This is a genomic window from Catellatospora tritici, assembly GCF_019083965.1.
GTDB lineage: Bacteria > Actinomycetota > Actinomycetes > Mycobacteriales > Micromonosporaceae > Catellatospora > Catellatospora tritici.
Window position 1 is genome coordinate 80,095 of sequence record NZ_JAHRCY010000026.1, and the last position, 26,435, is coordinate 106,529.

Below are 26,435 nucleotides of genomic sequence, written 5' to 3' on the forward strand. Positions count from 1 at the left end.
ACAGTTCTGTATTGCCGTCTGACTCCTACCGTTCACGACAGGAAAGCGGACCGCCGCGCCCGCGACTACATGTTGATCATGTGTCCGGCCAGGCCGTGGATGGCCTCCTTGACCGCCTCGCCGAGCGTCGGGTGCGCGTGCACGTTGCGCGACATCTCCTCGACCGTCGCCTCCCACAGCTGCGCCTGGGTCAGCTCCGGCAGCAGCTCGGTCACCTCCGGTCCGATCAGGTGCCCGCCGACCAGCTCGCCGGTCGCGGCGTCGGACAGCAGTTTCACGAACCCGACCGGGTCGGCCAGGCCGTGCGCCTTGCCGTTCGCGCTGAACGGGAACTTCGCCACCTTCACGTCGATCCCACGCTCGCGGGCCTGCGCCTCGGTGTATCCGAAGCTCGCGATCTGCGGCTGGCAGAACGTCGCGCGCGGGATCATCGCATAGTCCAGCTCCATCGTCGGCGCGCCCGCGATCGTCTCGGCCGCGATCACGCCCATCGCCTCTGCGGCATGCGCGAGCATGAGCTTGGCGGTCACGTCGCCGATGGCGAAGATGTGCGGAACGCTGGTCCGGCAGCGGCCGTCCACCGCGATCGCACCCCGGTCGGTCAGCGCGACGCCGGTGTGCTCCAGGCCGTACCCGGTGGTGTTCGGCGCGAACCCGATGGCCTGCAGCACGCGGTCGGCCTTGATGACCTCCTCGCCCGCCTTGCCCGCAATCGTGACCGCGACCTGGTCGCCCGACTCGTCGATGCCGACCACCCGGGTGCCGACCTTCACGTCGATGCCCAGCTTGCGGTACTGCTTGGCCAGCTCCTTGGACACCTCCTCGTCCTCCAGCGGCACCATCCGGTCCAGGAACTCCACGATGGTGACCTTCACCCCGTAGTTGTGCAGCACGTATGCGAACTCGACGCCGATCGCGCCGGCCCCGGCGATGACGATGCTGCCCGGCAGCTGCTCGGACAGGATCTGCTGCTCGTAGGTGACGACGCGGTCCGACAGCGAGGTGCCCGGCAGCAGCCGCGCGGTCGCCCCGGCCGCGATGATCGCGTGCCCGAACTCCAGCGTCCGGGTGCCGTCGGCCATGGCCACCTGCATCGTGTGCGGGCCGGTGAACGTGCCCGTGCCCTCCAACTGCGTGATGGCGTTCTTCTTCATCAGGTAGTGCACGCCCTTGACCCGGCCGTCGGCCACCTGGCGGCTGCGCCGGAACGCGGCACCGTAGTCGAACCGGACCTCGCCGTCGACCTCGATCCCGAAGGTCTTGCGCTCGTGCGTGAACAGGTGCGCCAGCTCGGCGTTGCGCAGCAGCGCCTTGGACGGGATGCAGCCGACGTTGAGGCACACACCGCCCCAGTAGCGCGACTCGACGATAGCCACTCGCAGACCGAGCTGCGCCGCCCGGATCGCCGCCACGTACCCGCCCGGACCGGCCCCGAGTACCACCACATCAAAGTTCTCACTCACGTGGCGTGATGGTACACAGCACGGTGCGACACGACAGACATTCCACGCGACCGGCCCGTCCCCGTTCGAGGAGGGTCACCATCGAGTAATCCGACACAGATGCCCGCGAGGTGAGATCATCCTCACCTTACGTGCGACGGACACGGTCACATCGGGCCTATGGGCCAGTCGTCCCAGCCGCAGCTCGGCCAGGGTACCGAAGATGCGAACACGGCGGAGCTGGGGTGGAAAGTTGACGGTGCCCAGATCGAGCTCCGCGTGATCGGCCAGGATGTCCAAGGACTCGAGTGCGCGCAGCCTGACCGGAGAGATCTTGTCGAGGAGATCACTGTTCACGTAGAGGGTCCGCAGTTGATGAAGTTCCGCCAGCGGACCCAGATCGAACGAGTACGACCCGAGCAGCTCGAGCACGATGAGACTGCTCGCCCACCTGCCAACGGATGAGATGTCGGCCAGGTTCATGCAGTACTGAAGACCGATCCGTAGCGGATTGGTCAGAAAATACAGCGAGCGCAGGTCTTTCAGTCCCCGTGCGTGCCGCAGTCGGAGCGCTTCCAGATCCGTTGAGTCCTGCAACACCTCCAGCATGTCACGGCTCGGATCGAACAGGCTGACATCGACGATGGAAGGCGGAAGAGCAGCCCTGCTCCTGCACTGCCGGTGCAGCGAGGTCAAGCGTCGTAGGTTCGCCACTTCCGATGCTCGGCTCACATCCAATGGATGCATGGCTTCATCTGAGCCGCCGAAAACGTTCAGTTCTTCAATGGAAGCACCCCGCAGGACTTCGATATCATCGATCACCGAGTTCGGCATCTGGAGAAAGCGCAATTGGGGCAGCTGCCCCAGAATAGCGAAGTCCGGCACCTCATTGCCGTCATAGGTCAATCCGCAGAGGTTCCGCAGATGCCTGGCAGCCCTGAAATGTTCTGCTCTAGATACTCGCAGGTGCCCACCGAATGCTGGCTCGAGCGGACTGTCCCGCAGCACCACGCGGGCGTAGACTTCCGCATCGAAACTCGACCACGCCGAGACAATCTCGTCGAATACGCTTCGACTGACGCCTTTCGCCAGATGTGCCAACAGGTCCAATGCCGCGGGGTCGGCGATGCGAGCCAAGGCCCGGACCGTGGCTGCCGCCTCGACGGCACGGCGCGGTGTGGAACGGAGCAGGAGGTCCAGCGCGAGGTCGCCTGAACCTGCGACCGACTCAGCAGCCGCCATCGTTCGCGGGGGTATCAGCGCCTCTGCGGTCGCGCCGATCAACGTACGCAGCCCTGGAGACAACTCAGGGGCCGTCTCCAACGACGCCAGTGCTAACAGGCGCAGCGAATCCCCCTGATGCCGGTCACGCTCCCCGCCGGCCAACTCGATCAGACCGTTGAGGAGCTGTTCGCGTTGCCCGAAGGTCGCATGGCCAGAGGCCATGATGACCATTTCGCTCCACAGGTCCGTGGAGGCGTTCGCGATCAACGCGCCGATGTCGCCCTGGGCGACCGCCTCGGCTGCGGCCAGGTAGTCCTGGAAGGTCCGGTGGACGAAGTCGGTCTGGCCGTCCACCGGTTCGCGGATGAGTCCGCTGCGTTCGACCAGCGCCTGGTAGACCTCGGCGGCGGACGAGGTGATGTGCCCCATCGACCGCAGCTTCGTCTCGATGCGCTCCTCGACCCGGGCGGCCGAGGTCGACAGCCAGTTGTTGCGGATGAGCCAGTAGGCGATGTCCCGCAGGAGCAGCATCTTGTCCGTGCGGCTCAGCGTCGGGCCGTGGTTGATCCGCCGCTCATGGTCGCGGCGGTCCAAGAGCATCTGCAGCGCGACGTCGTAGAGTTCCATGCGGTTTGTCGGCAGGTGTCCACGCCGATCCCGATGCAGGGCGCACAGGAGTGCGCAGAGCAGCGGGTATCCGGCCAACTGCCGCAGATGGCGTTGGGTGGTGAGTTCCTGGAGCAGGTTGGCTTCACAGCGATCCAACTCCGCCCGCTCGTCCGCGCCCGCCGACTGGTCCCGCATCGCGTCGTGCCAGCGCCGGACGAACACCGGCACGTCACTGCGCGACATGGGTTCCATCTCGGCGACGGTGAACCCGTCATGATCGAGCCAATCGGCCGGGGCGGCCGCCGGCCGAGACGTGATCACGTAACGAGCTTCCGGGAACGTCCCCACCAGTGCACTCAGCCACGTTCGCACCTCTTGACGCAGGTCTTCAGCGAGTTCGTCCACTCCGTCGATCAGCACGACAGCCCGACCCGCCCGAAGCTGGGCGTGGGCCCAATCACCGGGCATCTCGGCGACGATGTGGCGGCCGAGATCCGCCACGAAGCGCTCCGGCCCCGGCAGATCGCCGGTGGCGAAGCGCCGTAGCGGGATGAAGAACGGAACCGTGTTGTTCCACCCGTTCAACTGTCCGGAGAAGTTGCTCCGGGCGCTCTGTACAGCGATCCACTGCAGCAGCGTGGTCTTGCCGATGCCCGCTTGGCCTCGCACGAACAATCTCCGGCGATCCGCGAGCACCGTGTCGACCGTGGCCGACGAAGCGGTGCTCATACCTCGCTCCGGCGATGTCGGCTCCTCGCTCGGAAAGGTGAAGTCGCCGCTCATGCTCATGCTCAGGTAGGCGACCGACAGCGGGTACCGACGGCTGCTCTCCGAGAGGGTCGCACCGAAGAACTCGACCCGATCGAGCTGGTTGGCGACCAGTTGGCGGTAGTCGCGTTCGAAGTCGTCCAGCCCACGCCGGGCGGGCAGCCGCTCCAGCACGGTCCGTAGGTCGTCCAACACCTGCCGCTCGCGGCGGAGCACTTCCGTCAACGCGACGATGCCCGCCTGCGGCAGCGTACGCACGATCTCGATCACATATGCGCAGCATTCCCGAAGCAGGAGGCTGTACAGGGCAGTCCCATCCTGGACCAGCCCCGCCCGATCGACACGCCCGGGGTCCTGGCTCCGCACATGTCGATCGAGGTAGCCCGCGTCGAGGTCGCGGGCGAACAGGTCCGCCTCGTTGAGCGACGCCGCCCGGAAGGTCGCCGCGACGGCGTCGATGACGGCGATCCGCTCGCCCTCGTCCAGCCGCCGGAACTCGGCGTGGATCAGCGGCTCGATGCGATCGGCGACGAGTTCGGCGGCCTGCTCCCAGACACGCCGGAACTGCCGCTGCTCGCGCGTGCTGGTCAGGCGTTGCGAGACGACGTCGATCAGGCTGCTCCCGATCTGGCCCGACAACGACTCGTCGGCCACCCAGACCCCACATGCGATGCGAGCGACCTGCGTACCCAGCCCGATCGCGGCGATCTCGATCCCGCTCAACTGCCCTCACCGCACTCGCTATGAGCGCGTTACACCTCATACGGTGTGGCCACACCGTATGAGGTGTAACGCGCAACGGGGAGTCCTTGCCGACCGGCGTGGACACGACGATCGGCCATCGTATCCCTATTGGACAACCGACATCAGTGCCGGTGGAAGACGCCTGTGGGCGAGACCGCCGACCGCGACGCGCCTCGCCAGCTCACGGCGCCAGCAGGGCCGCCCACGGCTGCGCCGGTCCGGAGGCGGCGAATCGGAGCAGCCCGAGAATCCTGCTGGCAGGCGGGGCGGTCCAGTGGCGCCGCCCCGGCTGCGGCACCGGGTCGCGCAACCGCGCCAGCGCCCAGTGCAGGTGCACCCGCAGGATCGCCGCCTCGGTGACCGTCGTGTCCGGCGACTGATCGCGGTATCCGGCGAGCATCTCCACCACATCGGGCAGGGGCAGCTTTGCGAAGTCGCCCGCCGGGTCGCCCAGGTGGGTGTCGCCCCAGTCCACCAGCGCGCGGTAGCAGCCGTCGGGCCCGGCCAGGATGTTCTGCGGCGCGACGTCGCCATGCAGCACCACCGCGCCCTCGGGCGGGCACTGCTCGTCCAGGCGGGCGAACCATCCGTTCAGCCACCGTGCGGTATCGAGGTCGAGATGGCCGACGGTGGCCATGGCGTCGACGAGATCGGCCGGGTCGCCGCCGACCTCCACGTGCAGCCCCGCCACCGGTGCCAGCGAGTGCAGCCGGGCCAGGTCCCGGCCGAGTTCGCGCAGCAGGTGCGGCCCGGCGGGCGACGCCGCCGAGGCCAGGTCGACACCGGGTATCCGCTCCTGCACCAGGTACGGGGCGAGAGTCAGGCGCAGGCTGTCGTCGTACGCGATGATCGCGGGCGTGCGCACTCCGGCGGCCCGCGCCGGACCGATGACCAGCGGCTCCCGGCACAGCTGCTCCTCGCTCCCCTCCTGGGCGATGCGCAGGAACAGGTGCTCGCCCAGGGTGAACGCATGGTTGTCCATGCCGCCGGGCACCTGGCGCACCTGGTCGGCGGGCACGCCGTGCAGCGCAGCGATGGCACGGGCCGCCGCGTCCAGGTCAGCCACGGGCGACCACCCCCACGGTGCTCTCGCGCGGCACCAGTTCCCATGACGGCTGCACCTCGCGCGGCTGCTCGGTGCCGCGCTGCTCGACCCGCGCGATCAGCGCGGACACCGCCAGTCGCCCGATGCTCTCCTTGTCCGGCGAGATCGTGGTCAGGGTCGGGCTGCTGAACCGCCCCTCCTCGATGTCGTCGAACCCGATCACCGCGACGTCCTGGGGCACGCGCAGTCCGCGCTCGTGCAGGGCCCGCATCGCACCGATGGCGACCAGGTCGTTGTAGGCGAACACCGCGTCGAGCTGCTGCCCGCTGTCCAGCAGCCGATGCACCGCCGCCGCCCCGTCGCCGCGCCCGAACGTCGGCGTGGTCGCCACCAGGCCCGCGTCGAAGCGCAGCCCGGCTGCGGCCAGCGCGTCCTCGTAGCCGCGCAACCGCAGGTGGGCGGGTTGGCGGCGGGCGTCGGCGTGGGCGCCGACGAACGCGATGCGCCGCCGACCGAGGCCGATCAGGTGCTGCATCGCGGCGCTGCTGGCCGCGGCGTTGTCGATGGCGATGTGGTCGTACGGCACGTCGTACACGCTCTCGCCGACCAGCACCAGCGGGGTGGAGCTGGTCCGGGCCAGCACGGCGGCTCGGTCCAGCTGCACCGGGCTGAGGATCAGCCCGTCGATGATCTGCTCCCGGAACCCGTCGCTGACCAGGAGTTCCTTCTCCCGGTCACCGTCGGTGTAGTCGAGCAGCAGGGTGTACCCGTGCCGCCCGGCCTCCCGGATCGCCGCCCCGGCCAGCTCGGCGAAGTACGGGTTGTTCAACTCCGGGATGGCAAGGGCGATGATGCCGGTGCGGCCCCGGCGCAGGTGCCGGGCGGACAGGTTGGGGGTGTACCCCAACTCGTCGATCGCCTGCTGCACCCGCGCCTTGGTGGCCTCGCCGACCGGCCGGTATCCGTTGATCACGTTGGAAACCGTCGCCAACGAAACACCGGCTCGCGCGGCGATCGCCTTGAGACTGACCCCCACCGCTGGGCTTCCTCCGCTCATTGCTCATTGTCATCATGGCCGGTCACCGAGCGTCAACGTAGGCGTTGGCTCCGGCTGAGGTACGTCTGCACGACCACCACCACGATCAGGAACGCTCCACTCACCACTGACTGGTAGGACGAGTCGAGTGTGCCGATCTGGTTGATCACGTTCTGGATCACGCCGAGCAGCAGCACGCCGCACAGCGTGCCGCTGACGCTGCCCGCCCCGCCGACCAGCAGCGTGCCGCCGATGACGACCGCGGCGATCGCGTCGAGCTCCATCCCCACGCCGAGGATGGTCACGCCGGAGGACAGCCGGGCCGCGTTCAGCGCCCCGGCGAACCCGGCCAGCAGCCCGCTCGCGGTGTAGGTGATCAGCTTGACCCGGGCCACGGGCAGCCCCATCAGCGCCGCCGCCTGCTCGCTGCCGCCGACGGCGAAGATCGCCTGCCCATAGCGGGTACGCTGCAGCAGCACCCCGCCGACCGCGAACGCCAGCAGCGCCAGCCACACCGGGTAGCCGAGCCCGAGCAAGGTGCCCTGGCCCAGCTTCGCGAACGCCGACGCCTTGTCGATCAGGTACGTCTGCGCCCCCTCGTCGGTCAGCGCGAGCAGCAGCCCGCGCGCCCCGAGCAGGCCGGCCAGCGTCACGATGAACGGCGCCAGCCGCGCCTTGGCGATGAGCAGGCCATTGACCAGCCCGATCGCCCCGCACACGAGCAGCGGCAGCAGCAGCGCGCCGAGCATCCCCCAGCGCGAGCCGTACGCGGCGAGCACGCCGCCTAGGGCGAACACCGACCCGACGGACAGGTCGATGCCGCCGCCGATGATGACGAAGGTCATGCCCAGCGCGACGATCGCCAGGAACGCCGACTGGATCGCGATGCCCTGCGCGTTGCCGACCGTGCCGAACGACGGGAACCGGATCGACGCAACGACCACGGCGATGGCCAGCACCGCCAGGGCGCCGTGGCGTTGCAGCAGCCCGGCGACGCGTTCGCCGCGGGTGGGCTGCTCGACCGGCACCTCGTGCCGCTGCGGCGCGGGGGCGGCGAGGGTGGACGTGGTGCTCATCGGCGTCGCTCCCGGGCCAGGTAGACGGCGCCGAGGATGATGGCGGCCTGCACCATCTGCGCCGTCGAGTCGGACAGGTTGTGGCTGATCAGGGTCGCCCGCAGCAGCTGCATCAGCAGCGCACCGGCGACGGTGCCGAGCACCCGGATCCGGCCGCCGGACAGCGGGGTGCCGCCGACGACCACGGCGGTGATGGCCGACAGCTCCATCAGGTTGCCGATCGCCGACGGGTCGCTGGCGGTGAGCCGGGCCGTGGCCAGCACCCCGGCCAGCGCGGCGAGCACCGCGCACAGCACGTACGTGCCGAGCAGCACGCGGCGCACCGGCAGCCCGGCAAGCGTTGCCGCCGCCCGGTTCCCGCCGATGGCCACCAGCTGGCGGCCGTACGTCGTCCGCGACACCAGCAGCCCCACCGCCAGCGACAGCAGCCCCGCGATGACCACGACGATCGGGATGCCGAGGATGTCGTCGGAGCCCAGCGCCAGCAGGTCGGCGTTCTCGATCTGCTTGAGCCGACCACCGGCCAGCACCAGGGCCAGGCCCCGGCCGCCGACCAGCAGGGCGAGCGTGGCCACGATCGGCTGCAGCCCGACGACGGCGACCAGCAGCCCGTTCACCGCACCCACGATCAGGCCGGTGAGCAGAGCCATGACGATCGCGGGCCACATGCCGTAGCCGAGGTACAGCGGCAGCGCGGCGGCCGACAGGGCCATCACCGAGCCGACCGACAGGTCCACGCCCTCGGTGCCGATGACCATGGCCATGCCCAGCGCCACGATCAGCACCGGTGCGACCTGGATCAGCTGGGTGCGCAGGTTCGCGCCGGTGAGGAAGTTGTCGGTGAACATGGTGTTGAACGCCAGCAGCACCAGCACCGCGGCGTAGACGCCGTACTGGGGCAGGGCGGCCGACAGGCGGGCGGTGCGGGGCAGGGCGAGGTCGGTCATGCCTGCTCCCCCGCCAGCGCCGCCATCAGCCCGGCCTCGGTGACCTCGTCGCCGGTGAGTTCACCGGTGACGGCACCGGCGCGCAGCACGACCACCCGGTCGGCTCCTTCCACGAGTTCCTCCAGGTCGGAGGAGATGAGCACGACCGCCAGCCCGTCGCGGGCCAGCTCGTCGACCAGCGCCTGGACCTCGGCCTTGGCGCCGACGTCGATGCCCCGGGTGGGCTCGTCCAGCAGCAGCAGGCGCGGGTGCAGGCACAGCCACCGGGCCAGCAGCACCTTCTGCTGGTTGCCGCCGGACAGCTCGCCGACGGGCTGCTCCCGGCTGGCCGCCTTGATCCGCAGCCGCTGCATGAACGTCTCCACGATCCGGTCCTGCCGCTTGCGCGAGACCAGCCCGAACCGGGAGATGCGCGGCAGCGCGGCCAGCACGATGTTCTCCCGCACCGACAGCTCCGGGACGATGCCCTCGGCCTTGCGATCTTCGGGCAGCAGCACCATCCCGGCGCGGATGGCCGCGGCCGGGTTGAGCCGCCGCAGCCGCTTGCCGCCGATGGTGACGCTGCCGCTGTCGAGCGGCAGCGCGCCGACGACCGCCTTGGCGGTCTCCGACCGGCCGGAGCCGAGCAGGCCGCCCAGGCCGGTGACCTCGCCGGGGCGTACATCGAAGGAGACGTCGTGCAGCACGTGACGCCGGGTGAGGCCACGTACGCTGACCAGTGGTTCGGCGTCGGTGTCGTGGTGGCCCTCGAAGCCGGTGAGGCCCTCGCGGCTGACGGTGGCCGGGTCGCGGCCGAGCATGTGCGAGACCAGGTGCAGCCGGTCCAGGTCGGCCAGCTTGCCGCTGTGCACGAGTTTGCCGTCGCGCAGCACGGTGACCCGGTCGCACAGCCGGTACAGCTCGTCGAGGCGGTGGCTGACGTAGACGATGGCGATCCCCTGCGCGGACAGGTCGCGTACGACCGCCTGCAGGGTCTGCACCTCGCGCGGCTCCAGTGACGAGGTGGGCTCGTCCATGATGAGCAGCTTGACCTCGACGCCGATGCCGACGGCGCGGGCCAGGGCCACCATCTGCTGCGCGCCCAGGCCGAGCGAGCGCAGCGAGCGCCGCACGTCGACGGTGATGCCGAAGCGGGCCAGGGTCTGCGCCGCCTCGCGGTGCATGCGGCCGAAGTCGATGAGCCCGCCGGGCAGCATCGGTTCGCGACCCAGGTACAGGTTGCGGGCCACACTCATCAGCGGGACGAGGTTGACCTCCTGGTAGATCGTGGAGATCCCGGCGTGCTGCGCCGCGCGCGGGCTGCCGAAGGAGACCGGCGCGCCGTCGAGCAGCACCTGGCCCTCGTCCGGGGTGTACACGCCGGTGAGCACCTTGATCAGGGTGGACTTGCCGGCGCCGTTCTCGCCGACGAGGGCGTGCACCTCGCCGGGCGCGACGGTCAGTGACACGTCCTGCAGTGCGAGCACGCCGGGAAAGCGTTTGGACACTCCGCGCACGTCCAGCATCGGCGGATCTGCCTCCCGTTTCTGTCGAGGGCGGGCGCCCGGGATCGTATAGGATCCCGGGCGCCCGCGCGTGGGTCAGTAGGCGCTGGACAGGGAGGCGGCCGCGTTGGCCGAGTCGTACTCGCGGTCAGAGATGATCACGTTGGCCGGGATCGACTCGCTGCCGTAGAACTTGGCCGCGGTGGCGAAGGCCAGCGGGCCGAAGCGCGGGTTGGACTCGATGACGGCGTTGATGGTGCCGTCGACGATGGCCTTCACCGCGTTGGCGGTACCGTCGATCGAAACGATCTTGATGTCGGTGCCGGGCTTCTTGCCGGCACCCTTGATCGCGGTGACCGCACCCAGAGCCATCTCGTCGTTCTCGGCGTAGACGGCGGTGATCTCCGGCTTGGACAGCAGCAGCTGCTCCATCACCGCCTGGCCCTTGTCCCGGGCGAACTCGCCCGTCTGCTGGGCGACGATCTCGATGCCCGGCGCGGTGGCCTTGATCTGGTCGACGAAGCCGTTGGTGCGGTCGGTGGTGACGTTGTTGCCCGAGGAGCCGAGCAGAATCGCCACCTTGCCCTTGCCACCGGTGGCCTTGACCATCGCGTCGGCGGCACGCTTGCCCTGCTCGACGAAGTTCGAGCCGAGGAAGGCGAGGTAGTCCTTGCAGGCACCGGCGTTGACCTTGCGGTCGATGGTCAGCACCGGCACCTTCTTGGCGGCCGCGGCGGCCAGGGCCGGCTCGAGGCCGTCGGAGTTGAGCGGCGCCACGATCAGGAACTGCGCACCCTGGTTCAGCATGTCCTGGATGTCACTGATCTGCTTGGACAGCTGCGACTGGGCGTTGGTGACCAGCAGCTGCTTGACGCCGATCTTGGCCGCCTCGTCCTTGATCGACTGAGTCTCGGCGATCCGGAACGGGTTGGCCTCCTTCTCCGACTGCGAGAAGCCGACGATGGCGTTCTTGAGGTCGAGCTTCTCGCCGCCGTACTGCTGCAGCGTGCAGCCCGGACCACCGGCGCTTGCCGAGGCGACGACCTGCGCACCGGCGCTGGCGTCGGTGCCCGGGGTGCCGTTGTCCTCGGCCTTGGTACAGGCCGACAACATCATCGCGCCGCCCAGTAGGACGACTGCGGCACGGACGGAAGTCCGCGAACTGATCTTCATTTGAGGGATCTCCTGAGTACTGGATGGACGGTCAACCAGTTTCGTGCCATATTTCGACACGTATCACTAAATTGTGGAGATTGGAGAGTCCCAGGCCTAGGCTCTATAACGTTATACAGCCAGGTATCGATGACAGCAAGATGTCCATCTCGTGACAACCCCGCCGTCCCGAGGAGTTGCCCCGCATGAAAGTCAGAGCAGGTCTGGCCGCGTTGAGTCTGATCACGACGGTGCTCGTCACCGCCGCGTCACCGGCGCAGGCCGCCTACATTCCCAAGACCCCGCCGCTGTCCACGCCCTGGACGAGCCAGGTCTCGCTCACCAACCCGCTGCCCGAGTACCCCCGCCCGCAGCTGACCCGCCCCGACTGGCAGAGCCTCAACGGCCAGTGGCAGTTCGCCGGTGCGGCCAACCTCAACACCCCGCCGACCGGCCAGACCCTGGCCGAGACCGTGCTGGTGCCGTACCCGATCGAATCGGCCCTGTCCGGGATCAAGCGGCACGAGAACAACATGTGGTACCGGCGCACCTTCACCGTCCCAGCCGGCTGGTCGGGCAGGCGAGTGCAGCTCAACTTCGGTGCCGTCACCTACCGCGCCTCGGTGTGGGTCAACGGCGTGTCGATCGGCAGCCACAGCGGCGGCTACGACGCGTTCACCTTCGACATCACCAACGCGCTCAACGGCGGCACCAACGAGATCATCGTCGGGGTCTACTCTCCCGTCGACGCGACCGGCATCCCGCTGGGCAAGCAGCGACTCAGCCCGAGCGGCATCTTCTACACCGCCGCCAGTGGCATCTGGCAGACGGTATGGCTGGAGCCCACGAACGCCGCCCGCGTCACCCGCCTGGACACCACCCCGGACCTGCCCGCCGGACAGCTCGACCTGGTCGCCCAGGTCAGCGGCTCGGCCCAGGGCGTCACCGCCGAGGTGCTCAGCGGCGGCGTCGTGGTCGGCTCGGCCACCGGCGCACCCGGCGCGCACCTGCGTGTCAACGTGCCCAACGCGCACCTGTGGACCCCTGACGACCCGTTCCTGTACGACCTGCGCGTCACGCTCACCGGCACCGGCGGCGGCGACCAGGTCGGCGGCTACTTCGGCATGCGCTCCATCGGCAAGTCCATGGTCGGCGGCGTGCTGCGCCCGGTGCTCAACGGCAAGTTCGTCTACCAGTTGGGCACGCTGGACCAGGGCTACTGGCCCGACGGCATCTACACCGCGCCGACCGACGCCGCGCTGCGCTTCGACCTGGAGCAGCAGAAGGCGCTGGGCTTCAACATGGTCCGCAAGCACATCAAGGTCGAACCGGCCCGCTGGTTCTACCACGCCGACAAGCTGGGCCTGCTGGTGTGGCAGGACATGCCCGCCATGAAGACCGGCTTCACCCCCTCGGCGGCCGACAAGACCAACTTCGAGGTCGAGCTGCACCGCATCATCGACCAACTCAAGGGCATCACGTCGATCGTGCTGTGGGTGCCGTTCAACGAGGGCTGGGGCGAGTACGAGCCCGCCCGCATCGCCGACCTGGTCAAGAGCTGGGACCCCAGCCGCCTGGTCACCAACAACTCCGGCTCCAACTGCTGCGGGTTCGACGGCGGCAACGGCGACACCATCGACGACCACATCTACGTCGGACCGGGTCAGCCACAGCTGCCCACCGCCAGCCGCATCGCGGTCCTCGGCGAGTACGGCGGCCTCGGCCTGCGGGTGTCCGGCCACGAGTGGTCGCCGGGCAACGGGTTCGGCTACGAGATGCTGCCGGACTCGGCGTCGCTGACCCAGCGCTATGTCTCGATCACCAGCCAGCTGCGCGACCTGATCAGCACCCGCGGCCTGTCGGCATCGGTCTACACCGAGCCGACCGACGTGGAGAACGAGGTCAACGGCTTCCACACCTACGACCGCGCGGTGCAGAAGATGAACTTCGCCCAGGTCACCGCGGTCAACAACTCGGTGAAGGCGGCCGCGCAGGGCACCTACCTGCCGGTCAACCAGCTGGTGTCGCTGAAGGTCACCACCTCCTGCTGCACCGACCGCTCGCTGAGCGTGGCCGCCAACCTCGGCGTCACCTCGGTGGTCAACGCCGCCAGCGCCGACGCGCTCAAGAAGGACTCCACCTTCTGGGTACGGGCCGGTCTGGCCGACGCCAACTGCGTGTCGCTGGAGTCGCGCGGCGCACCGGGCCAGTACCTGCGCCACTCCGGCTACCGGATCCGGCGCGACGTCAACGACAACAGCGCCGGGTTCAAGGCCGACGCGACGTTCTGCGTCCGGGCGGGGCTGGCCGGTGGCGGCAGCTCGCTCGAGTCGTACAACTTCCCCGGCCGGTACCTGCGGCACATCGCGTCCGAGGTGTACATCGCCAACAGTTCGGGTGCCAATGCCTGGGACAACCCGACCAGTTTCGCCGCCGACGCGACCTGGGCGGGCATCCCGCCGTGGTGGCGCAGCGGCGCCGACCTGACCCTCAACGTCGCCCAGTCGTTCCAGGTGGTCACGCCCGGATTCACCGACCGGTTCCTGCGCCACTCCGCCTCCCTCGGCTACACCGAGGTGGTCAACTCGGGCAGCACCGCCACGCTCAAGGCGGACGCCACCTTCTACGTACGCCGTGGCCTGGCCGACCCGAGCTGCTACTCGTTCGAGTCGCGCAACTTCCCCGGCCACTATCTGCGCCACGCGGCGTTCCGCATCCACAAGGACCCGTCGGACGGCAGCACGCTGTTCAACAACGACGCGACGTTCTGCGCCCAGCCGGGCCGGTACGGCAGCGGAAACGTCACCTTCGAGTCCATCAACATCAACGGCTACCGGCTGCGCCACTACGCCGCCGAGGCCTGGATCGCCGCGCCGGGCGGCCCGAACGCCAGCGACAACCCGACCAACTACGACGCCGACACCAGCTGGAAGGTGGTGGCGCCCTGGGCGCCGTGATCGCCGACCGCTGATCCGGAACCGCCGGACCGCACGCACCCACGCCGGCGTGCGGTCCGGCTTCATGATCGCTAGGTAATGCTTTCGTGGCGGTCGGTATACCTCCACTCAGGTTCACGTTCTATGCTGCTTCCCTCACTCACCAACGAGGGTCGATGGGAGCGTCTCGTGTCGCAAGACAGCAAGGTGCGCGAGGAGGTCGCGCCGCCCGGCGTGGACACCAGCGTCGCGCACTCGGCGCGCATGTACGACTGGTGGCTGGGCGGCAAGGACAACTTCGCCGCCGACCGGGCCATGGGCGAGGCCTTCATCCAAGCCATCCCCACCATCAAGACGATGGCGAAGGAGAACCGCAGGTTCCTCGGCCGCGCCGTGCGGCACCTGGTCGCCGAGGCGGGCATCCGCCAGTTCCTCGACATCGGCACGGGCATCCCGACCCGGCCGAACCTGCACGAGGAGGCCCAGGAGATCGCACCGGAGACCCGTGTGGTCTATGTGGACAACGACCCGATCGTGCTGGTCCACGCACGTGCTCTGATGATCAGCTCCGAGCAGGGCCGCAGTGAGTACATCCACGCCGACCTGCGCGACCCCGCCCGCATCCTCAACGACCCCGCGCTGCTGGCCACCCTGGATCTGAACCAGCCGGTGGCGCTGATGATGATCGCGGTGCTGATGCTGCTCAAGACCGAAGAAGACCCGTGGGCGCACACTCGCGCCCTGATGGACGCGCTGCCCTCGGGCAGCTACCTGGTCGTCACGCACCCTGGTCGCGAGTTCGACGAGGAGGCGATGGAGATGATCCGGTCGTCGGCCGAGCGCGGCGGCATGACCGTCATCCCGCGCACCAAGGCCGAGGTGGAGCGGTTCTTCGACGGCTGGGAGCTCATCGAGCCGGGCGTGGTTCCGGTGATGGGGTGGCGACCGGAGGAGCAGGTCGAGGACCCGGCCGCGGCGTTCTACTGGGCGGGCGTGGCCCGCAAGCGTTAGACCGATGAAGCCGGCTCGGTCCGGCGGACATATCTCGCAGTACGCGCGCGGCGCGGTCGAGGCAGGGCTTCCCCTCCCCGACCGCGCCGCCGCCGTTCCGCGCGCCCCCGCTGCCGTCGCCCCCGCCGCCGTGGCTGCAGTTTCGGGGAAACTGCACGAATGCCCGCCTTGATTCGCGCAGTTTCCCCGAAATTGAACGCATCTTCGCGCACGGCGAGCGCCGAAATGTGACCGGTGGAGGGCGTGACCGGATCGGGGCGGGCTCGTTGTGTCGGGCGAGCGACCCATCGGCCACGGTGACGTAACACAACATTCACCTCAGATCGATGCAGATCACGCCTTTCCCCGACAGTCCACATTAGACTGACGCGCATGAGTATTCCCACCGAGCCCATCGGCAGCATCCCCCGATCCCCCGAGCTGCTGGCCGGGCTGGCCGACCACGCCGCGGGCAGGATCTCGTCCGACGACCTCGACGCCCTGTACGACGCGGCCGTCCGTGACACCATCAAGCGGTTCGAGGAGCTCGGCTCCCCGGTCGTCACCGACGGCGAGCAGAGCAAGCCCAGCTTCGCCACATACCCGCTGCAGGGCGTGACGGCGCTCGCTCCCGACGGGGCTGTCATCCCGTTCGCCGACGGCCACACCCGACAGCTGCCCAGACTCACAGCCGGACCGTTCCGCTACGGGGTACGCGTCGGCAGCTACCTCACCGCCGCGCAGCGCCACGCCACGGTGCCGGTCAAGCAGGCCGTCATCGCCGCGTCCGCACTGAGCCTGCTCTACCCGCAGGACGGCATCGCGGGCTACGACCGCGACCAGTTCGTCGCCGACCTCATCGCCGAGGCGGAGGCCGACATCCGCAGCGCGCTGGACGGCGGGGCGCACCGGGTGCAGATCGACTTCACCGAGGGACGGCTCGCGTTGAAGCTCGATCCGTCCGGCGGTGTGCTCGGTTCGTTCATCGACCTGAACAACCAGGTACTTGCCCGGTTCAGCCCGGCCGAGCGGGCGCGCATCGGGGTGCACACCTGCCCCGGCGGCGACCAGGACTCCACCCACAGCGCCGACGTCGACTACGCGCTACTGCTGCCCCGGCTGTTCGAACTGAACGCGGGCGCCTTCTTCGTCCAGCTGGCCAGTGAGGCCGAGCCCGAGCGGGCGCTGCGGGTCATCGCCGACCACGTCCGCGACGGACAGCAGGTCTTCGTCGGGGTGACCGATCCGATCGACCCGGTGGTGGAGACGCCGGAGCTGGTCCGCGACCGGGTCCTGCGCGCCGCCGAGCACCTGGGCACCGAGCGGCTGGGCACGACCGACGACTGTGGGTTCTCACCGTTCGGTGACGACACCTCGACCTCACGGGACACGGCGTTCGCCAAGGTCCGCGCGCGTATCGAGGGAACCGCCCTGGCCGCGGCACAACTGGGCGTCTGACGGCTGCGCTGCGCCGCATGGGGCGACAGCGCAGACGAATCGGGCCGGGTACGGGCGGCTCGCACCGCTGCCCGTACCCGGCCCGCCTGGCACGTACCTCACACGTACGTGAGCGTATCGATCGCGGGGACGATCGAGTCTCGCCTGGCCAGGAAGCGTGCCGTCCTGATCTCGATCTCATTGCCGCGGGCCGAGGCCGAGCGGCAGATGACCGTGGCGGCGAAGCCCGAGGCGTCGTAGATGATGCCCGGATCCCACTCGCCCTCGCGGAATACCCAGACCCGGTCACGCGGAGCGTAGGACTCCGTGGACTCGACTTCGGCCAGCTCTCGCCGGTCCGGGTGCACCTTCGGTCGTGGCATGGATCGTGATTCCTCCCGTAACGCGGTACAGCGGTGTGTCGCGGTGCCCAGACGGTTCCGGGAGGGGTCCGTGCCGTCTGCAGAGCTGCCAGGTCGCGTTCGCACTGGTGCCGGGGGTGGCGGTGGTCTCGCTTCCATCGAACTATCTGACTTAGCTGCAACCATGATGCACGGGTATCCTGTGCAAAAGCAAGCGTCAAATGCACGTGCAGATGCAACCGCTGGTGCACGTGTCGTTGGCGTGGGGGGCAGAAGGAGCACGGGATGACGCACACCCACGGCGCAGCACCGGAGCTGGCCGCGGTGACCTGGCGAAAGAGTGAGCGCAGCGGTGCCGACGGCAACTGTGTCGAGATCGGTCGGTTGCCCGGCGGGGGCTACGCGATACGCCACTCCCGCGATCCCGGCGGCCCGGTCCTGCTCTACACTCCCGCCGAGATGTCGGCGTTCCTGCTGGGCGTCTACGACGGCGACTTCGACGATCTACTTTCCTGATCGTTGCTTCTCGACAGTCGGGCCTCCCTTTGGGACAGTATGCGCAACGAGATCAGCGGGGTGGTGGGCGAATGGCGGCGGACCCGGAGGCCGGGGCAGGCGGCGGCCCTACCGTCCTGCGAATGCTGCTCGGCGCCCAGCTGCGCCGCCTGCGTGAGGCCGGCGGGATCACCCGCGAGGACGCCGGCTGGCACATCCGCGCGTCGGAGTCGAAGATCAGCCGGATGGAGCTGGGGCGGGTCGGCTTCAAGGAGCGCGACGTCGCCGACCTGCTCACCTTCTACGGCGTCACGGACACGGCCGAGCGCGAGTCGATGATGGCGCTGGCCCGCCAGGCCAACGAGCCCGGCTGGTGGCAGCAGTACGGCGACGTCTACCCGGCCTGGTTCCAGTCGTACCTGGGGCTGGAGTCGGCGGCGCAGATCATCCGCATGTACGAGGTGCAGTTCGTCCCCGGCCTGCTGCAGACTCCCGACTACGCCCGTGCGGTGATCATGCTCGGGCACAGCAGCAAGCCGACCGCCGAGGTCGACCGGCGCGTGGAGCTGCGGATGACCCGCCAGCAGATCCTCACCCGCACCCGGCCCGCCCCGCCGCACTTCTGGGCGGTGGTCGACGAGGGTGCGCTGCGGCGTCCGGTCGGCGGCCGGGCGGTCATGCGGGCCCAGATCGCCAAGCTGCTCGAAGCCACCAAGCTGCCCAACGTGACGCTGCAGGTGATCCCGTTCGCCCACGGCGGGCACGCCGCCTACAGCGGATCTTTCGCGCTGCTGCGCTTCCCCGAGCACGACCTGCCCGACGTGGCATACATGGAGCAGCTGACCAGCGCCCTCTACCTGGACAAGCGCGAGGACGTGGAGCGGTACCTGACCGTGATGGAGCAGCTGTGCGTCGAGGCGGCTCCCCCGGCGCAGACTCCGCGCATCCTGGAGGGCATCGCCCGCGACCTGGACCGCGACTGACCCGTCGCGGCCCCGCCCAGGGGTAACGATTTGGTAACTCCGCAGCTCACGACCGGGTCGCCAACCTGTCCGACAACGTTGCCATCCGGCTGACCCGAGGTTCGCAAATCGGTGCGAGGCTAGCGGTTTTCCCACCAGACGCGACGGCCCGTTGCCCGGCTCGGTCGACGCCTGCCGATGGTTTTGCCGCCCAACCTGCGAAAACCTCGAGCGTACGACGAAATTCCCAGGTCGCAAGTGTCGAGCGCCACCGAAGGGTGACTACCCTGCGGCCACTCGTAACCGAGCTGCGACGATGGCGTAAGGCGTTGATGTCAGATTAGGACCGATAGCTGGTTCAGCGCCCGAAAAGTCGACAAGCAAGAGGAGCCCCCGCATGACCACTGCCAGCAGCCCGCCAGCCACGGCTGATCCCGTGGCCCCACCGGCCGCGACCGAGAAGCTGGACAGCGCTGTCCTCAAGGTCGCCGGCGTGGTGGTGCTGGGCGCCATCATGTCGATCCTCGACATCACGGTGGTCAGCGTCGCCCTGCCGACCTTCGGACGCGAGTTCCACTCGACCCCGGCCACGGTCGCGTGGACCATGACCGCGTACACCCTGGCCCTGGCGGCGGTCATCCCGGTCACCGGCTGGGCCGCCGACCGGTTCGGCACCAAGCGCCTCTACCTGACCTCGATCGTGCTGTTCGTGGCCGGTTCCGTGCTGTGCAGCTTCGCCTGGGACATCGGCCCGCTGATCGCGTTCCGGGCGCTGCAGGGCCTGGGCGGCGGCATGCTCATGCCGCTCGGCATGACGATCATGACCCGGGCCGCCGGCCCGGAGCGCATCGGCCGCGTCATGGCGGTGCTCGGCGTGCCGATGCTGCTCGGCCCGATCGGCGGCCCGATCCTGGGCGGCTGGCTGATCGAGTCTTTCAACTGGCAGTGGGTCTTCCTGATCAACCTGCCGATCGGCCTGATCGCGCTGGTCGCCGCCTGGCGGGTGCTGGCCAAGGACGAGCCGAAGCCGTCGGAGTCCTTCGACTTCCTCGGCATGCTGCTGCTGTCGCCGGGCCTGGCCCTGTTCCTCTACGGCGTGTCCTCCATCGCCGGCGAGGGCAAGGTCGCGTCCACCAAGGTGCTGGTGCCCGGCCTAATCGGCCTGGTCCTGGTCATCGCGTTCGTGCTGCACGCGCTGCGCAAGCAGCACGCGCTGATCGACCTCAGCCTGTTCAACGACCGCAACCTCACCATCTCGGTCATCACGATGACCCTGTTCTCGGTGGCGTTCATGGGTTCGATGCTGCTGCTGCCGAGCTACTTCATCCAGGTACGCGGCGAGGGCACCCTCGACGCTGGTCTGCTGCTGGCCCCCAACGGCCTCGGCGCGATGCTGACCATGCCGATCGGTGGCAAGCTCACCGACAAGATGGGTCCGGGCAAGCTGGTGCTGACCGGCATCGCCCTGATCACGGCCGCGCTGGCGGTCTACACCCAGGTCGGCGCCGACACGTCGTACCTGATGCTGCTGGGCGCGCTGTTCGTGCTGGGCATGGGCATGGGCCTGACCATGATGCCGATCATGTCGGCCGCCATGAGCAGCCTCACCGACGGCCAGATCGCCCGCGGCTCGACGATGATGAACATCGTCCAGCAGACCGCCGGATCGATCGGCACCGCCGTCATGGCCGTGGTGCTCACCAACAAGGTGCTCGCCGACCAGACCGCCAAGGCGTACTACGCCGTCGCGCAGGGCGCGATCCCGGCCGACCAGGTGCCCGCGCCGGTGCTGGCCGCCGGCAAGGAGGGTCTGGCCAGCGCGTTCGGCAGCACCTACCTGGTGGCGATGGTGCTGGTCGCGCTGTGCGTGATCCCGGCGCTGTTCCTGCCGCGCAAGAAGGTCGTCAAGGCTGAGGGGCAGGCGGCCGAGCCGGCGTTCGCGATGCACTGACAGGCACCGGACGGGCCGCTCGCACCAGGCGGGGATGCGGGCGGCCCGGTTCGGCACCGGGCCCGGCTCACATGAGCCGGGCCTTCCTGTTTTCCGGACCTGGGCGTCCACTGTAGATGATCTCCAGATTGGCATCCCTGTACCCATTTACTTAAAAGTAAACCTTACTAATAATTGCGTGATGTCGAACACTTCGTTTCGGACACCGCGCCGTGCGGCGCGCTGGGCGGTCGCGCTTGCCGCCAGCGCGGCCGTCACCCTCGCGGTGGCCATGGTCTCCATGCCCAGCGGCCAGGCCGCCGAGCCCAACGGTGCGGTAACCGCACTGGCTGCCTGCACGGCCCCGGCCTGGGCCGAGGGCAACACCTACACCGTGGGCACGCAGGTCACCTACAACGGTCGGCTGTACCAGGCCCTGGTGACCCACACCGCCTACGTCGGCGCCGGTTGGAACCCCGCCGCCACCCCGTCGCTGTGGAAGGACCTCGGCGCCTGCGACGGCACCACCCCGCCGTCGCCGTCGCCGTCGCCCTCGCGTTCGGTCTCCCCGTCGCCGTCCCCGTCGAAGTCGGCCTCGCCGTCGCCCTCGGTGTCGCCGCCGACCTCCCCGTCGCCGACCCCGTCCACCTCCCCCGGCGGCACGACCTGCGCGGTCAAGTCCCGCCCGGCGGGCAAGGTGCTGGTCGGCTACTGGGAGAACTGGGACGGCGCGTCCAACGGCGTGCACCCCGGCCTGGGCTGGATTCCGATCACCGACAGCCGGATCAAGCAGCACGGCTACAACGTCATCAACGCCGCGTTCCCGGTGATCCGCTCTGACGGAACCGCCCTGTGGGCCGACGGCATGGACGCGGGCGTCAAGGTCGCGACCCCGGCCGAGATGTGCGCCGCCAAGGCGGCCGGGCAGACGATCCTGCTGTCCATCGGCGGTGCCGCGGCCGGTATCGACCTCAGCTCCAGCACCGTCGCCGACAAGTTCGTCGCCACGATCGTGCCGATCCTGAAGACATACAACTTCGACGGCATCGACATCGACATCGAGACCGGCCTCACCGGCAGCGGCAACATCAACACCCTGTCGGCCTCGCAGTCCAACCTCATCCGCATCATCGACGGCGTGCTGGCGCAGATGCCGTCGAACTTCGGCCTGACCATGGCGCCGGAGACCGCGTACGTCACCGGCGGCAGCGTCACCTACGGCTCCATCTGGGGCGCCTACCTGCCGATCGTCAAGAAGTACGCCGACAACGGCCGCCTGTGGTGGCTGAACATGCAGTACTACAACGGCAGCATGTACGGCTGCTCCGGCGACTCGTACTCCGCGGGCACCGTGCAGGGCTTCACCACGCAGACCACCTGCCTCAACAACGGTCTGACCATCCAGGGCGTCACCATCCGGGTGCCCTACGACAAGCAGGTCCCCGGCCTGCCCGCGCAGTCGGGCGCCGGCGGCGGCTACATGACGCCGAGCCTGGTGTCGCAGTCGTGGAACAGCTTCAGCGGCAGCCTCAAGGGCCTGATGACCTGGTCCATCAACTGGGACGGCAGCAAGAGCTGGACCTTCGGCGACAACGTGAAGTCGCTGCAGGGCCGCTGATCCAACCCACCGGTGGCCCGGCTCGCACCTGGGACCGGGCCACCGGCCGGAACCGCCCGCACATCACATCTGTTGATGTAAATATCATCGACACCTGCGCCGACCTGGGCTGACCCCGTCGCACCGACGGCCGCGCCGGACGCGCCGACGCTCAGCCGCGGGTCAGGGTCACGTTGTCCAGCCAGAACGTGAACGACCCGTTGGCGCCGAGCTGAAACGAGACCAGCCCCCAGTCGGTGCCGAACGACGGCGTGAACGTGTAGCTGAAGTGCCGGGTCGACGTGTCCACGGTCGCGCTCTTCCACATCGCGTTCGTGTACGGCTTGCCGCCCATCTGCACCGTGATCGGGAACGTCTTGCGCGCCGACGCCGAGGCGTCGAACGACAGCGTGTACGACGCGTCCTTGACCAGCGGCGAGAAGTCGTGCGCCACCATCGCGTCCCAGGGGTTCGGCGTGCCGGAGGCGATCACCGCGCGCAGCCGCCCGCCGTCGCCGGACACCTTCACCGCGGGCACGCTGCCCCACCAGGGCGACGTCCCGCTGCCGAAGGTTCCGTTGCTCAGCAGCGGACCGGGCTTCGCGGGCGGCGCGACCGTCGGCTGCCGCGTGGGGCGCCGCGGTGCGGTCGTCGGCTGCGGTTGCGGTTGCGGCGATCGCCCCGGACCGGGTGCGACCGTCGCGGCCGCCGCGCTGGCGGTGCCCGGCGAGGGCACCTCGACCGCCGCGGACGGCGCCGCGACCGCCGCGACCGGCGACTGCCCGACCTGACCCGCCGCGGGCTGCCCGGCACCGTTGTAGGTGAGCGTCATCGCGACTGTCACCACCGCGACCAGCGCCACCGCCCCGCCGACCAGCACCGGGCGGCGCCGGTGCCACGGCGGCGGCGCGACGGCGGCGATCGGCACGGTCGGCTCCGGCACCGGCAGGTCGGTCACCGGCTCGGCCGGGGTATTCGGCACCGGCTGCGCCAGCGCGTCGTCGGCGACGAGCGCACGCAGCGCGGTGGCGAACTCACGCGCCGACGCGTGGCGGTCGCCCGGCTCCTTGGCCATCACGCGGGCCAGCACCGGAGCGAGTCCGGGCAGGTCGGGGCAGTCGAGCACCGGGACCGGGGCGTTGACGACCCGCCACAGCACGGTCGCGAGCGTGCCGTCGTCGGTCGCGTGCGGGGCCTGGCCGGTCGCGAGGTGGTAGAGAGTGGAACCGAGGGCGTACACGTCGGCGGCGGGGCCGGACTTGCCGGTGCCGAGGACTTCGGGGGCGACGTGGTGGGGCGAGAACACGTCCAGGCGCGTCGCTGATGCCTGACCGGTGGCCAGGTGGGCGGTGCCGAAGTCGGCGAGGGCGGGTTCGCCGTACCGCGAGACGAGGATGTTGGCGGGTTTGACGTCGCGGTGCAGCAGGCCGACCTCGTGCGCGGCCGCGAGCGCGTCGGCGATCTTCGCGCCGATCCGGGCGACCTCGGCGGCGGGCAGCGGCCCGTCGGCGGCGATCCGGTCGTGCAGCGAGCCGCGCTCGTAGAAGGCGGTGACCAGGTACGGCTGGCCGCTGGAGGTGACGCCGGAGTCGAGCGCGGTCACCACGTTCGGGTGTCCACTCAGTCGGGCGGTCAGCTCAGCCTCGCGCTGGAAGCGCTGGTAGGCCCGCTCGTCGGCGCCAGCCGCGAAGACCTTCAGCGCGACCGTGCGGGCCAGCAGCTCCTGCCGGGCGCGGTAGACCACGCTGGAACCGCCGACGCCGATGCGCACCAGGTCGGTGTAGCCCTCGACGGCGCCGACGAGGGCGGGTCCACGCTGATCGGCGGGCTGCTCGCTGAGGCCGGTCACAGCACGAGCATCCCCGATGGATGGGCCGCCGGTCGTCCGGCGGCTGATGGAGGTCGCGGCTCGAACCCTCGTGGTAGGACAGACGCGTCCCTACAACCTGCGCGGTAGACGTCCGTTCGAGACGCCCGCCCTCGATCCCGCGCGAACGGGGGTGCCAGTGCAACGCGCGCACCGCTTCGCGAGGCCCGGTTACTTTTAGGTTTGTTTCTAGTAGGGTGGCGCGCATGTCGGACGCGCTGATCCTGGGACCCGCCGACCCCGCGTACGCCGAGCTCGCGCGGGCGGTCAACCGTCGCTTCACCGGCAAGCCCGACGAGATCCACCGCGTACGCGACACCGACGACGTGGTGGACGCGGTGACCCGCGCGGTGCGGACCGGACGGCGCGTCGCCGTACGTGGCGGCGGCCACTGCTACGAGGGCTTCGTCGCCCACCCGGACGTCGCGCTGCTCATCGACGCGTCCGGGCTGAACACGGTCGGCTGGGATCCGGAGCGCGCCGCCTTCGCCGTCGGTGCCGGAGCGACCTTGGGCACGGTGTACAAGGCGCTGCTCAAGAACTGGGGCGTGACCATCCCGGGCGGCTCCTGCCACAGCGTCGGTGTGGGCGGCCACTTCACCGGCGGCGGGTATGGCGTGCTGTCGCGGCGGCACGGGCTAACCGTCGACCACCTCGAAGCGGTCGAGGTGGTGGTGGTCGACGCGGATGGAACCGTACGCGCGGTCGTCGCCTCCCGCGACCCGCACGACCCGCACCACGACCTGTGGTGGGCCCACACCGGCGGTGGCGGCGGCACGTTCGGCGTGGTCACCCGGTTCTGGCTCCGCTCGCCGCAGGCCGTGGCCGAACCGGCGCTCGCGCTGCCCACTCCCCCGGCCGAGGTATGGCTACACGCCGCGACCTGGCCATGGGAGTCGCTGAACCGTGCCGGCTTCGATCGTTTGCTGGTCAACTTCGGCGACTGGCACGAGCGCCACGCCGACGTGTCCGATCCGTACGCCGGACTGGCCTCGGCCCTGCTGGTGCCGACCCGGGCGGCGGCCGGGATCAGCCTGCGCACCACGATGGACGCGACGAGCCCCGACGCCGAGGGCCTGCTGCGCGCGTTCGTCGCCGAGGTCGGCGCCGGGGTCGGTCCGGCCGCGCCGATGACCGAGCAGGCGGGCAAGGTCGCGGCGCTGCCCGAGGCGGCCGCGCCGCGCAAACTCAAGTGGGCCTGGGCCAACCAGCTCGCGGCGGGCAGCGACCTGGGGCTGCGGGCCAAGTACAAGTCGGCGTTCCTGAGGCGCGGGTTCACCGCGGCGCAGCGGGACGCGATCTGGGCGTCGCTGGAGTATGGCCACCCGGATGCCCAACTGCAGCTCGACTCGTTCGGCGGGGCGATCAACTCGGTGGCCGCCGACGCCACCGCCTACCCGCACCGCGACAGCGTCCTGAAGGTGCAGTGGCAGGTGTACTGGGCCGACCCGGCTGACGACGATCGACACCTGGACTGGATCCGGCACGCGTACCGGGCGGTGTTCGCCGACCGGGGAGGAGTGCCGGTCCCCGGCGACCAGCTCGACGGCTGCTACGTGAACTACCCAGACGTCGACCTGTCCGACCCGGCTTGGAACGCATCGGGCACGCCGTGGACAGAGCTCTACTTCGGCCTCAACCACGAGCGGTTGCGGCAGGTGAAGGCGCGCTGGGACCCGTCGGACACCTTCCGTCACGCGCAGTCGGTCCGCCTCCCCTGACAGTCGCGGGTGCGGATCCTGAGCTGAACCTGATCGGCCGATCGTCGCTGTCGGCGGTAACCTCGGCGGTTATGGCAGCTCTCCACCGTTGCAATTGAGTGCGCTTTAGTGCGCACTCGTGTTGCAGTCGGCCGTTGCCGGCCGACGGTCCCCGTCTGACCCACCGAGGTGGTGCGGGGTGGTCGTTTCACAGCCACCTGCCACCACGGGGGTGGTCTCACGGTCGGCTCCACGGCCGTTTAGCGTCTGCCGGCCACTCCGGGCGACGTACTGCTGCAGGTTGAGTGCGGCGTTGAGATCACGGTCAAAGCTCAGACCGCAATGCTGGCAGGTGTAGGTCCGTACCCGCAGCGGCAGCTTGGGTCTCACCGCGCCGCAGGACGAACACGTCTTCGAGGAGGCGAACCAGCGGTCGGCGGCGACCACCCGGCCGCCGTTCCAGGTGGTCTTGTATTCCAATTGTCGGCGCAGGGTGGCCCAGCCGGCGTCGGCGATGTGCCGGGCCAGGCGCCGGTTGGCCATCATGGCCTTGATGTTGAGGTCCTCGACGACCACGGTGCCGTAGGTTGCGGCGAGGGTGGTGGTGAGTTTGTGCAGGCCGTCGGCGCGCA

19 protein-coding genes are annotated in these 26,435 nt (G+C 69.4%); 8 read left to right on the plus strand and 11 right to left on the minus strand.

Features of this window, described 5'->3' with window-relative positions; genetic code table 11:
* Nucleotides 1-65: 65 nt before the first annotated feature.
* The 8 genes from lpdA to KUA19_RS36365 all read right to left on the minus strand — a co-directional run bounded on the left by lpdA (nt 66) and on the right by KUA19_RS36365 (nt 11,548).
* Entirely contained in the window at nt 66-1,463 is a 1,398-nt protein-coding gene (gene lpdA / locus KUA19_RS36330; protein ID WP_217403497.1) for a dihydrolipoyl dehydrogenase, read from the minus strand.
* Nucleotides 1,464-1,538: 75 nt separating this feature from the next.
* Nucleotides 1,539-4,766: an NACHT domain-containing protein gene (locus KUA19_RS36335; RefSeq protein ID WP_217403499.1), complete on the minus strand. Its 3,228-nt coding sequence runs from the start codon at nt 4,764-4,766 to the stop codon at nt 1,539-1,541.
* Between the two features lie 202 nt (nt 4,767-4,968).
* On the minus strand, nt 4,969-5,853 hold the full coding sequence (locus KUA19_RS36340) for a phosphotransferase family protein (RefSeq protein ID WP_217403501.1): 885 nt from the start codon (nt 5,851-5,853) through the stop codon (nt 4,969-4,971).
* A complete protein-coding gene (locus tag KUA19_RS36345) occupies nt 5,846-6,868 on the minus strand; it encodes a LacI family DNA-binding transcriptional regulator (protein ID WP_217403503.1) in 1,023 nt (340 codons plus the stop codon). The genes KUA19_RS36340 and KUA19_RS36345 overlap by 8 nt, the downstream gene beginning before the upstream one ends.
* A gap of 53 nt (nt 6,869-6,921) precedes the next feature.
* Entirely contained in the window at nt 6,922-7,944 is a 1,023-nt protein-coding gene (locus KUA19_RS36350; protein ID WP_217403505.1) for an ABC transporter permease, read from the minus strand.
* Nucleotides 7,941-8,891, minus strand: a complete 951-nt coding sequence (locus KUA19_RS36355) for an ABC transporter permease (protein ID WP_217403507.1) — start codon at nt 8,889-8,891, stop codon at nt 7,941-7,943. Before KUA19_RS36355 ends, KUA19_RS36350 begins: the two co-directional genes overlap by 4 nt.
* A complete protein-coding gene (locus KUA19_RS36360) occupies nt 8,888-10,396 on the minus strand; it encodes a sugar ABC transporter ATP-binding protein (RefSeq protein ID WP_217403509.1) in 1,509 nt (502 codons plus the stop codon). Before KUA19_RS36360 ends, KUA19_RS36355 begins: the two co-directional genes overlap by 4 nt.
* Before the next feature lie 75 nt (nt 10,397-10,471).
* On the minus strand, nt 10,472-11,548 hold the full coding sequence (locus KUA19_RS36365) for an ABC transporter substrate-binding protein (protein WP_254550665.1): 1,077 nt from the start codon (nt 11,546-11,548) through the stop codon (nt 10,472-10,474).
* A gap of 185 nt (nt 11,549-11,733) precedes the next feature.
* Between KUA19_RS36365 and KUA19_RS36370 the strand changes: the two genes are divergently transcribed.
* From KUA19_RS36370 to KUA19_RS36380, 3 genes are all read left to right on the plus strand, one after another.
* A complete protein-coding gene (locus tag KUA19_RS36370) occupies nt 11,734-14,484 on the plus strand; it encodes an AbfB domain-containing protein (protein ID WP_217403511.1) in 2,751 nt (916 codons plus the stop codon).
* A 186-nt stretch (nt 14,485-14,670) separates the two neighbouring features.
* Nucleotides 14,671-15,474 carry an SAM-dependent methyltransferase gene (locus tag KUA19_RS36375; RefSeq protein WP_372451984.1) on the plus strand — a complete coding sequence of 268 codons (804 nt, stop codon included), beginning with the start codon at nt 14,671-14,673 and terminating at the stop codon, nt 15,472-15,474.
* A gap of 372 nt (nt 15,475-15,846) precedes the next feature.
* A complete protein-coding gene (locus KUA19_RS36380) occupies nt 15,847-16,911 on the plus strand; it encodes a cobalamin-independent methionine synthase II family protein (RefSeq protein WP_217403515.1) in 1,065 nt (354 codons plus the stop codon).
* Between the two features lie 98 nt (nt 16,912-17,009).
* On the opposite strand, the gene KUA19_RS36385 is transcribed toward KUA19_RS36380, so the two are convergent.
* Nucleotides 17,010-17,273 carry a hypothetical protein gene (locus tag KUA19_RS36385; RefSeq protein WP_217403517.1) on the minus strand — a complete coding sequence of 88 codons (264 nt, stop codon included), beginning with the start codon at nt 17,271-17,273 and terminating at the stop codon, nt 17,010-17,012.
* Between the two features lie 264 nt (nt 17,274-17,537).
* On the opposite strand from KUA19_RS36385, the gene KUA19_RS36390 reads away from it, so the two are divergent.
* From KUA19_RS36390 to KUA19_RS36405, 4 genes are all read left to right on the plus strand, one after another.
* Nucleotides 17,538-17,768, plus strand: coding sequence for a DUF397 domain-containing protein (locus tag KUA19_RS36390; protein WP_217403519.1), 231 nt, complete (start codon nt 17,538-17,540; stop codon nt 17,766-17,768).
* A 71-nt stretch (nt 17,769-17,839) separates the two neighbouring features.
* Nucleotides 17,840-18,730 (plus strand): Sco1979 family transcriptional regulator, encoded by an 891-nt coding sequence (locus tag KUA19_RS36395; protein ID WP_217403521.1) that lies wholly within the window; start codon nt 17,840-17,842, stop codon nt 18,728-18,730.
* A 376-nt stretch (nt 18,731-19,106) separates the two neighbouring features.
* Nucleotides 19,107-20,660 (plus strand): DHA2 family efflux MFS transporter permease subunit, encoded by a 1,554-nt coding sequence (locus tag KUA19_RS36400; protein ID WP_217403523.1) that lies wholly within the window; start codon nt 19,107-19,109, stop codon nt 20,658-20,660.
* A gap of 181 nt (nt 20,661-20,841) precedes the next feature.
* The gene (locus tag KUA19_RS36405) at nt 20,842-22,257 is read left to right on the plus strand and encodes a carbohydrate-binding protein (protein WP_372451983.1); all 1,416 of its coding nucleotides are present in this window, start codon (nt 20,842-20,844) and stop codon (nt 22,255-22,257) included.
* 151 nt (nt 22,258-22,408) lie between these two features.
* Here KUA19_RS36405 and KUA19_RS36410 read toward each other — a convergent pair whose 3' ends face one another.
* On the minus strand, nt 22,409-24,085 hold the full coding sequence (locus KUA19_RS36410) for a protein kinase domain-containing protein (RefSeq protein ID WP_217403525.1): 1,677 nt from the start codon (nt 24,083-24,085) through the stop codon (nt 22,409-22,411).
* A gap of 224 nt (nt 24,086-24,309) precedes the next feature.
* On the opposite strand from KUA19_RS36410, the gene KUA19_RS36415 reads away from it, so the two are divergent.
* Nucleotides 24,310-25,824, plus strand: coding sequence for an FAD-binding oxidoreductase (locus tag KUA19_RS36415; RefSeq protein WP_217403526.1), 1,515 nt, complete (start codon nt 24,310-24,312; stop codon nt 25,822-25,824).
* Nucleotides 25,825-25,929: 105 nt separating this feature from the next.
* Here KUA19_RS36415 and KUA19_RS36420 read toward each other — a convergent pair.
* Nucleotides 25,930-26,435, minus strand: a 506-nt coding sequence (locus tag KUA19_RS36420; RefSeq protein WP_217403528.1) for an RNA-guided endonuclease InsQ/TnpB family protein, incomplete at its 5' end; no start/stop codon positions are given.

Bases quoted from the DNA above. Each gene is read 5' to 3' on its own strand.
- KUA19_RS36395 (WP_217403521.1), top strand. From the start codon at position 17,840: ATGGCGGCGGACCCGGAGGCCGGGGCAGGCGGCGGCCCTACCGTCCTG.
- KUA19_RS36390 (WP_217403519.1), top strand. From the start codon at position 17,538: ATGACGCACACCCACGGCGCAGCACCGGAGCTGGCCGCGGTGACCTGG.
- KUA19_RS36385 (WP_217403517.1), bottom strand. From the start codon at position 17,273: ATGCCACGACCGAAGGTGCACCCGGACCGGCGAGAGCTGGCCGAAGTC.
- KUA19_RS36415 (WP_217403526.1), top strand. From the start codon at position 24,310: ATGTCGGACGCGCTGATCCTGGGACCCGCCGACCCCGCGTACGCCGAG.
- KUA19_RS36350 (WP_217403505.1), bottom strand. From the start codon at position 7,944: ATGAGCACCACGTCCACCCTCGCCGCCCCCGCGCCGCAGCGGCACGAG.
- KUA19_RS36370 (WP_217403511.1), top strand. From the start codon at position 11,734: ATGAAAGTCAGAGCAGGTCTGGCCGCGTTGAGTCTGATCACGACGGTG.
- KUA19_RS36400 (WP_217403523.1), top strand. From the start codon at position 19,107: ATGACCACTGCCAGCAGCCCGCCAGCCACGGCTGATCCCGTGGCCCCA.
- KUA19_RS36405 (WP_372451983.1), top strand. From the start codon at position 20,842: ATGTCGAACACTTCGTTTCGGACACCGCGCCGTGCGGCGCGCTGGGCG.
- KUA19_RS36365 (WP_254550665.1), bottom strand. From the start codon at position 11,548: ATGAAGATCAGTTCGCGGACTTCCGTCCGTGCCGCAGTCGTCCTACTG.
- KUA19_RS36380 (WP_217403515.1), top strand. From the start codon at position 15,847: ATGAGTATTCCCACCGAGCCCATCGGCAGCATCCCCCGATCCCCCGAG.
- KUA19_RS36360 (WP_217403509.1), bottom strand. From the start codon at position 10,396: ATGCTGGACGTGCGCGGAGTGTCCAAACGCTTTCCCGGCGTGCTCGCA.
- KUA19_RS36355 (WP_217403507.1), bottom strand. From the start codon at position 8,891: ATGACCGACCTCGCCCTGCCCCGCACCGCCCGCCTGTCGGCCGCCCTG.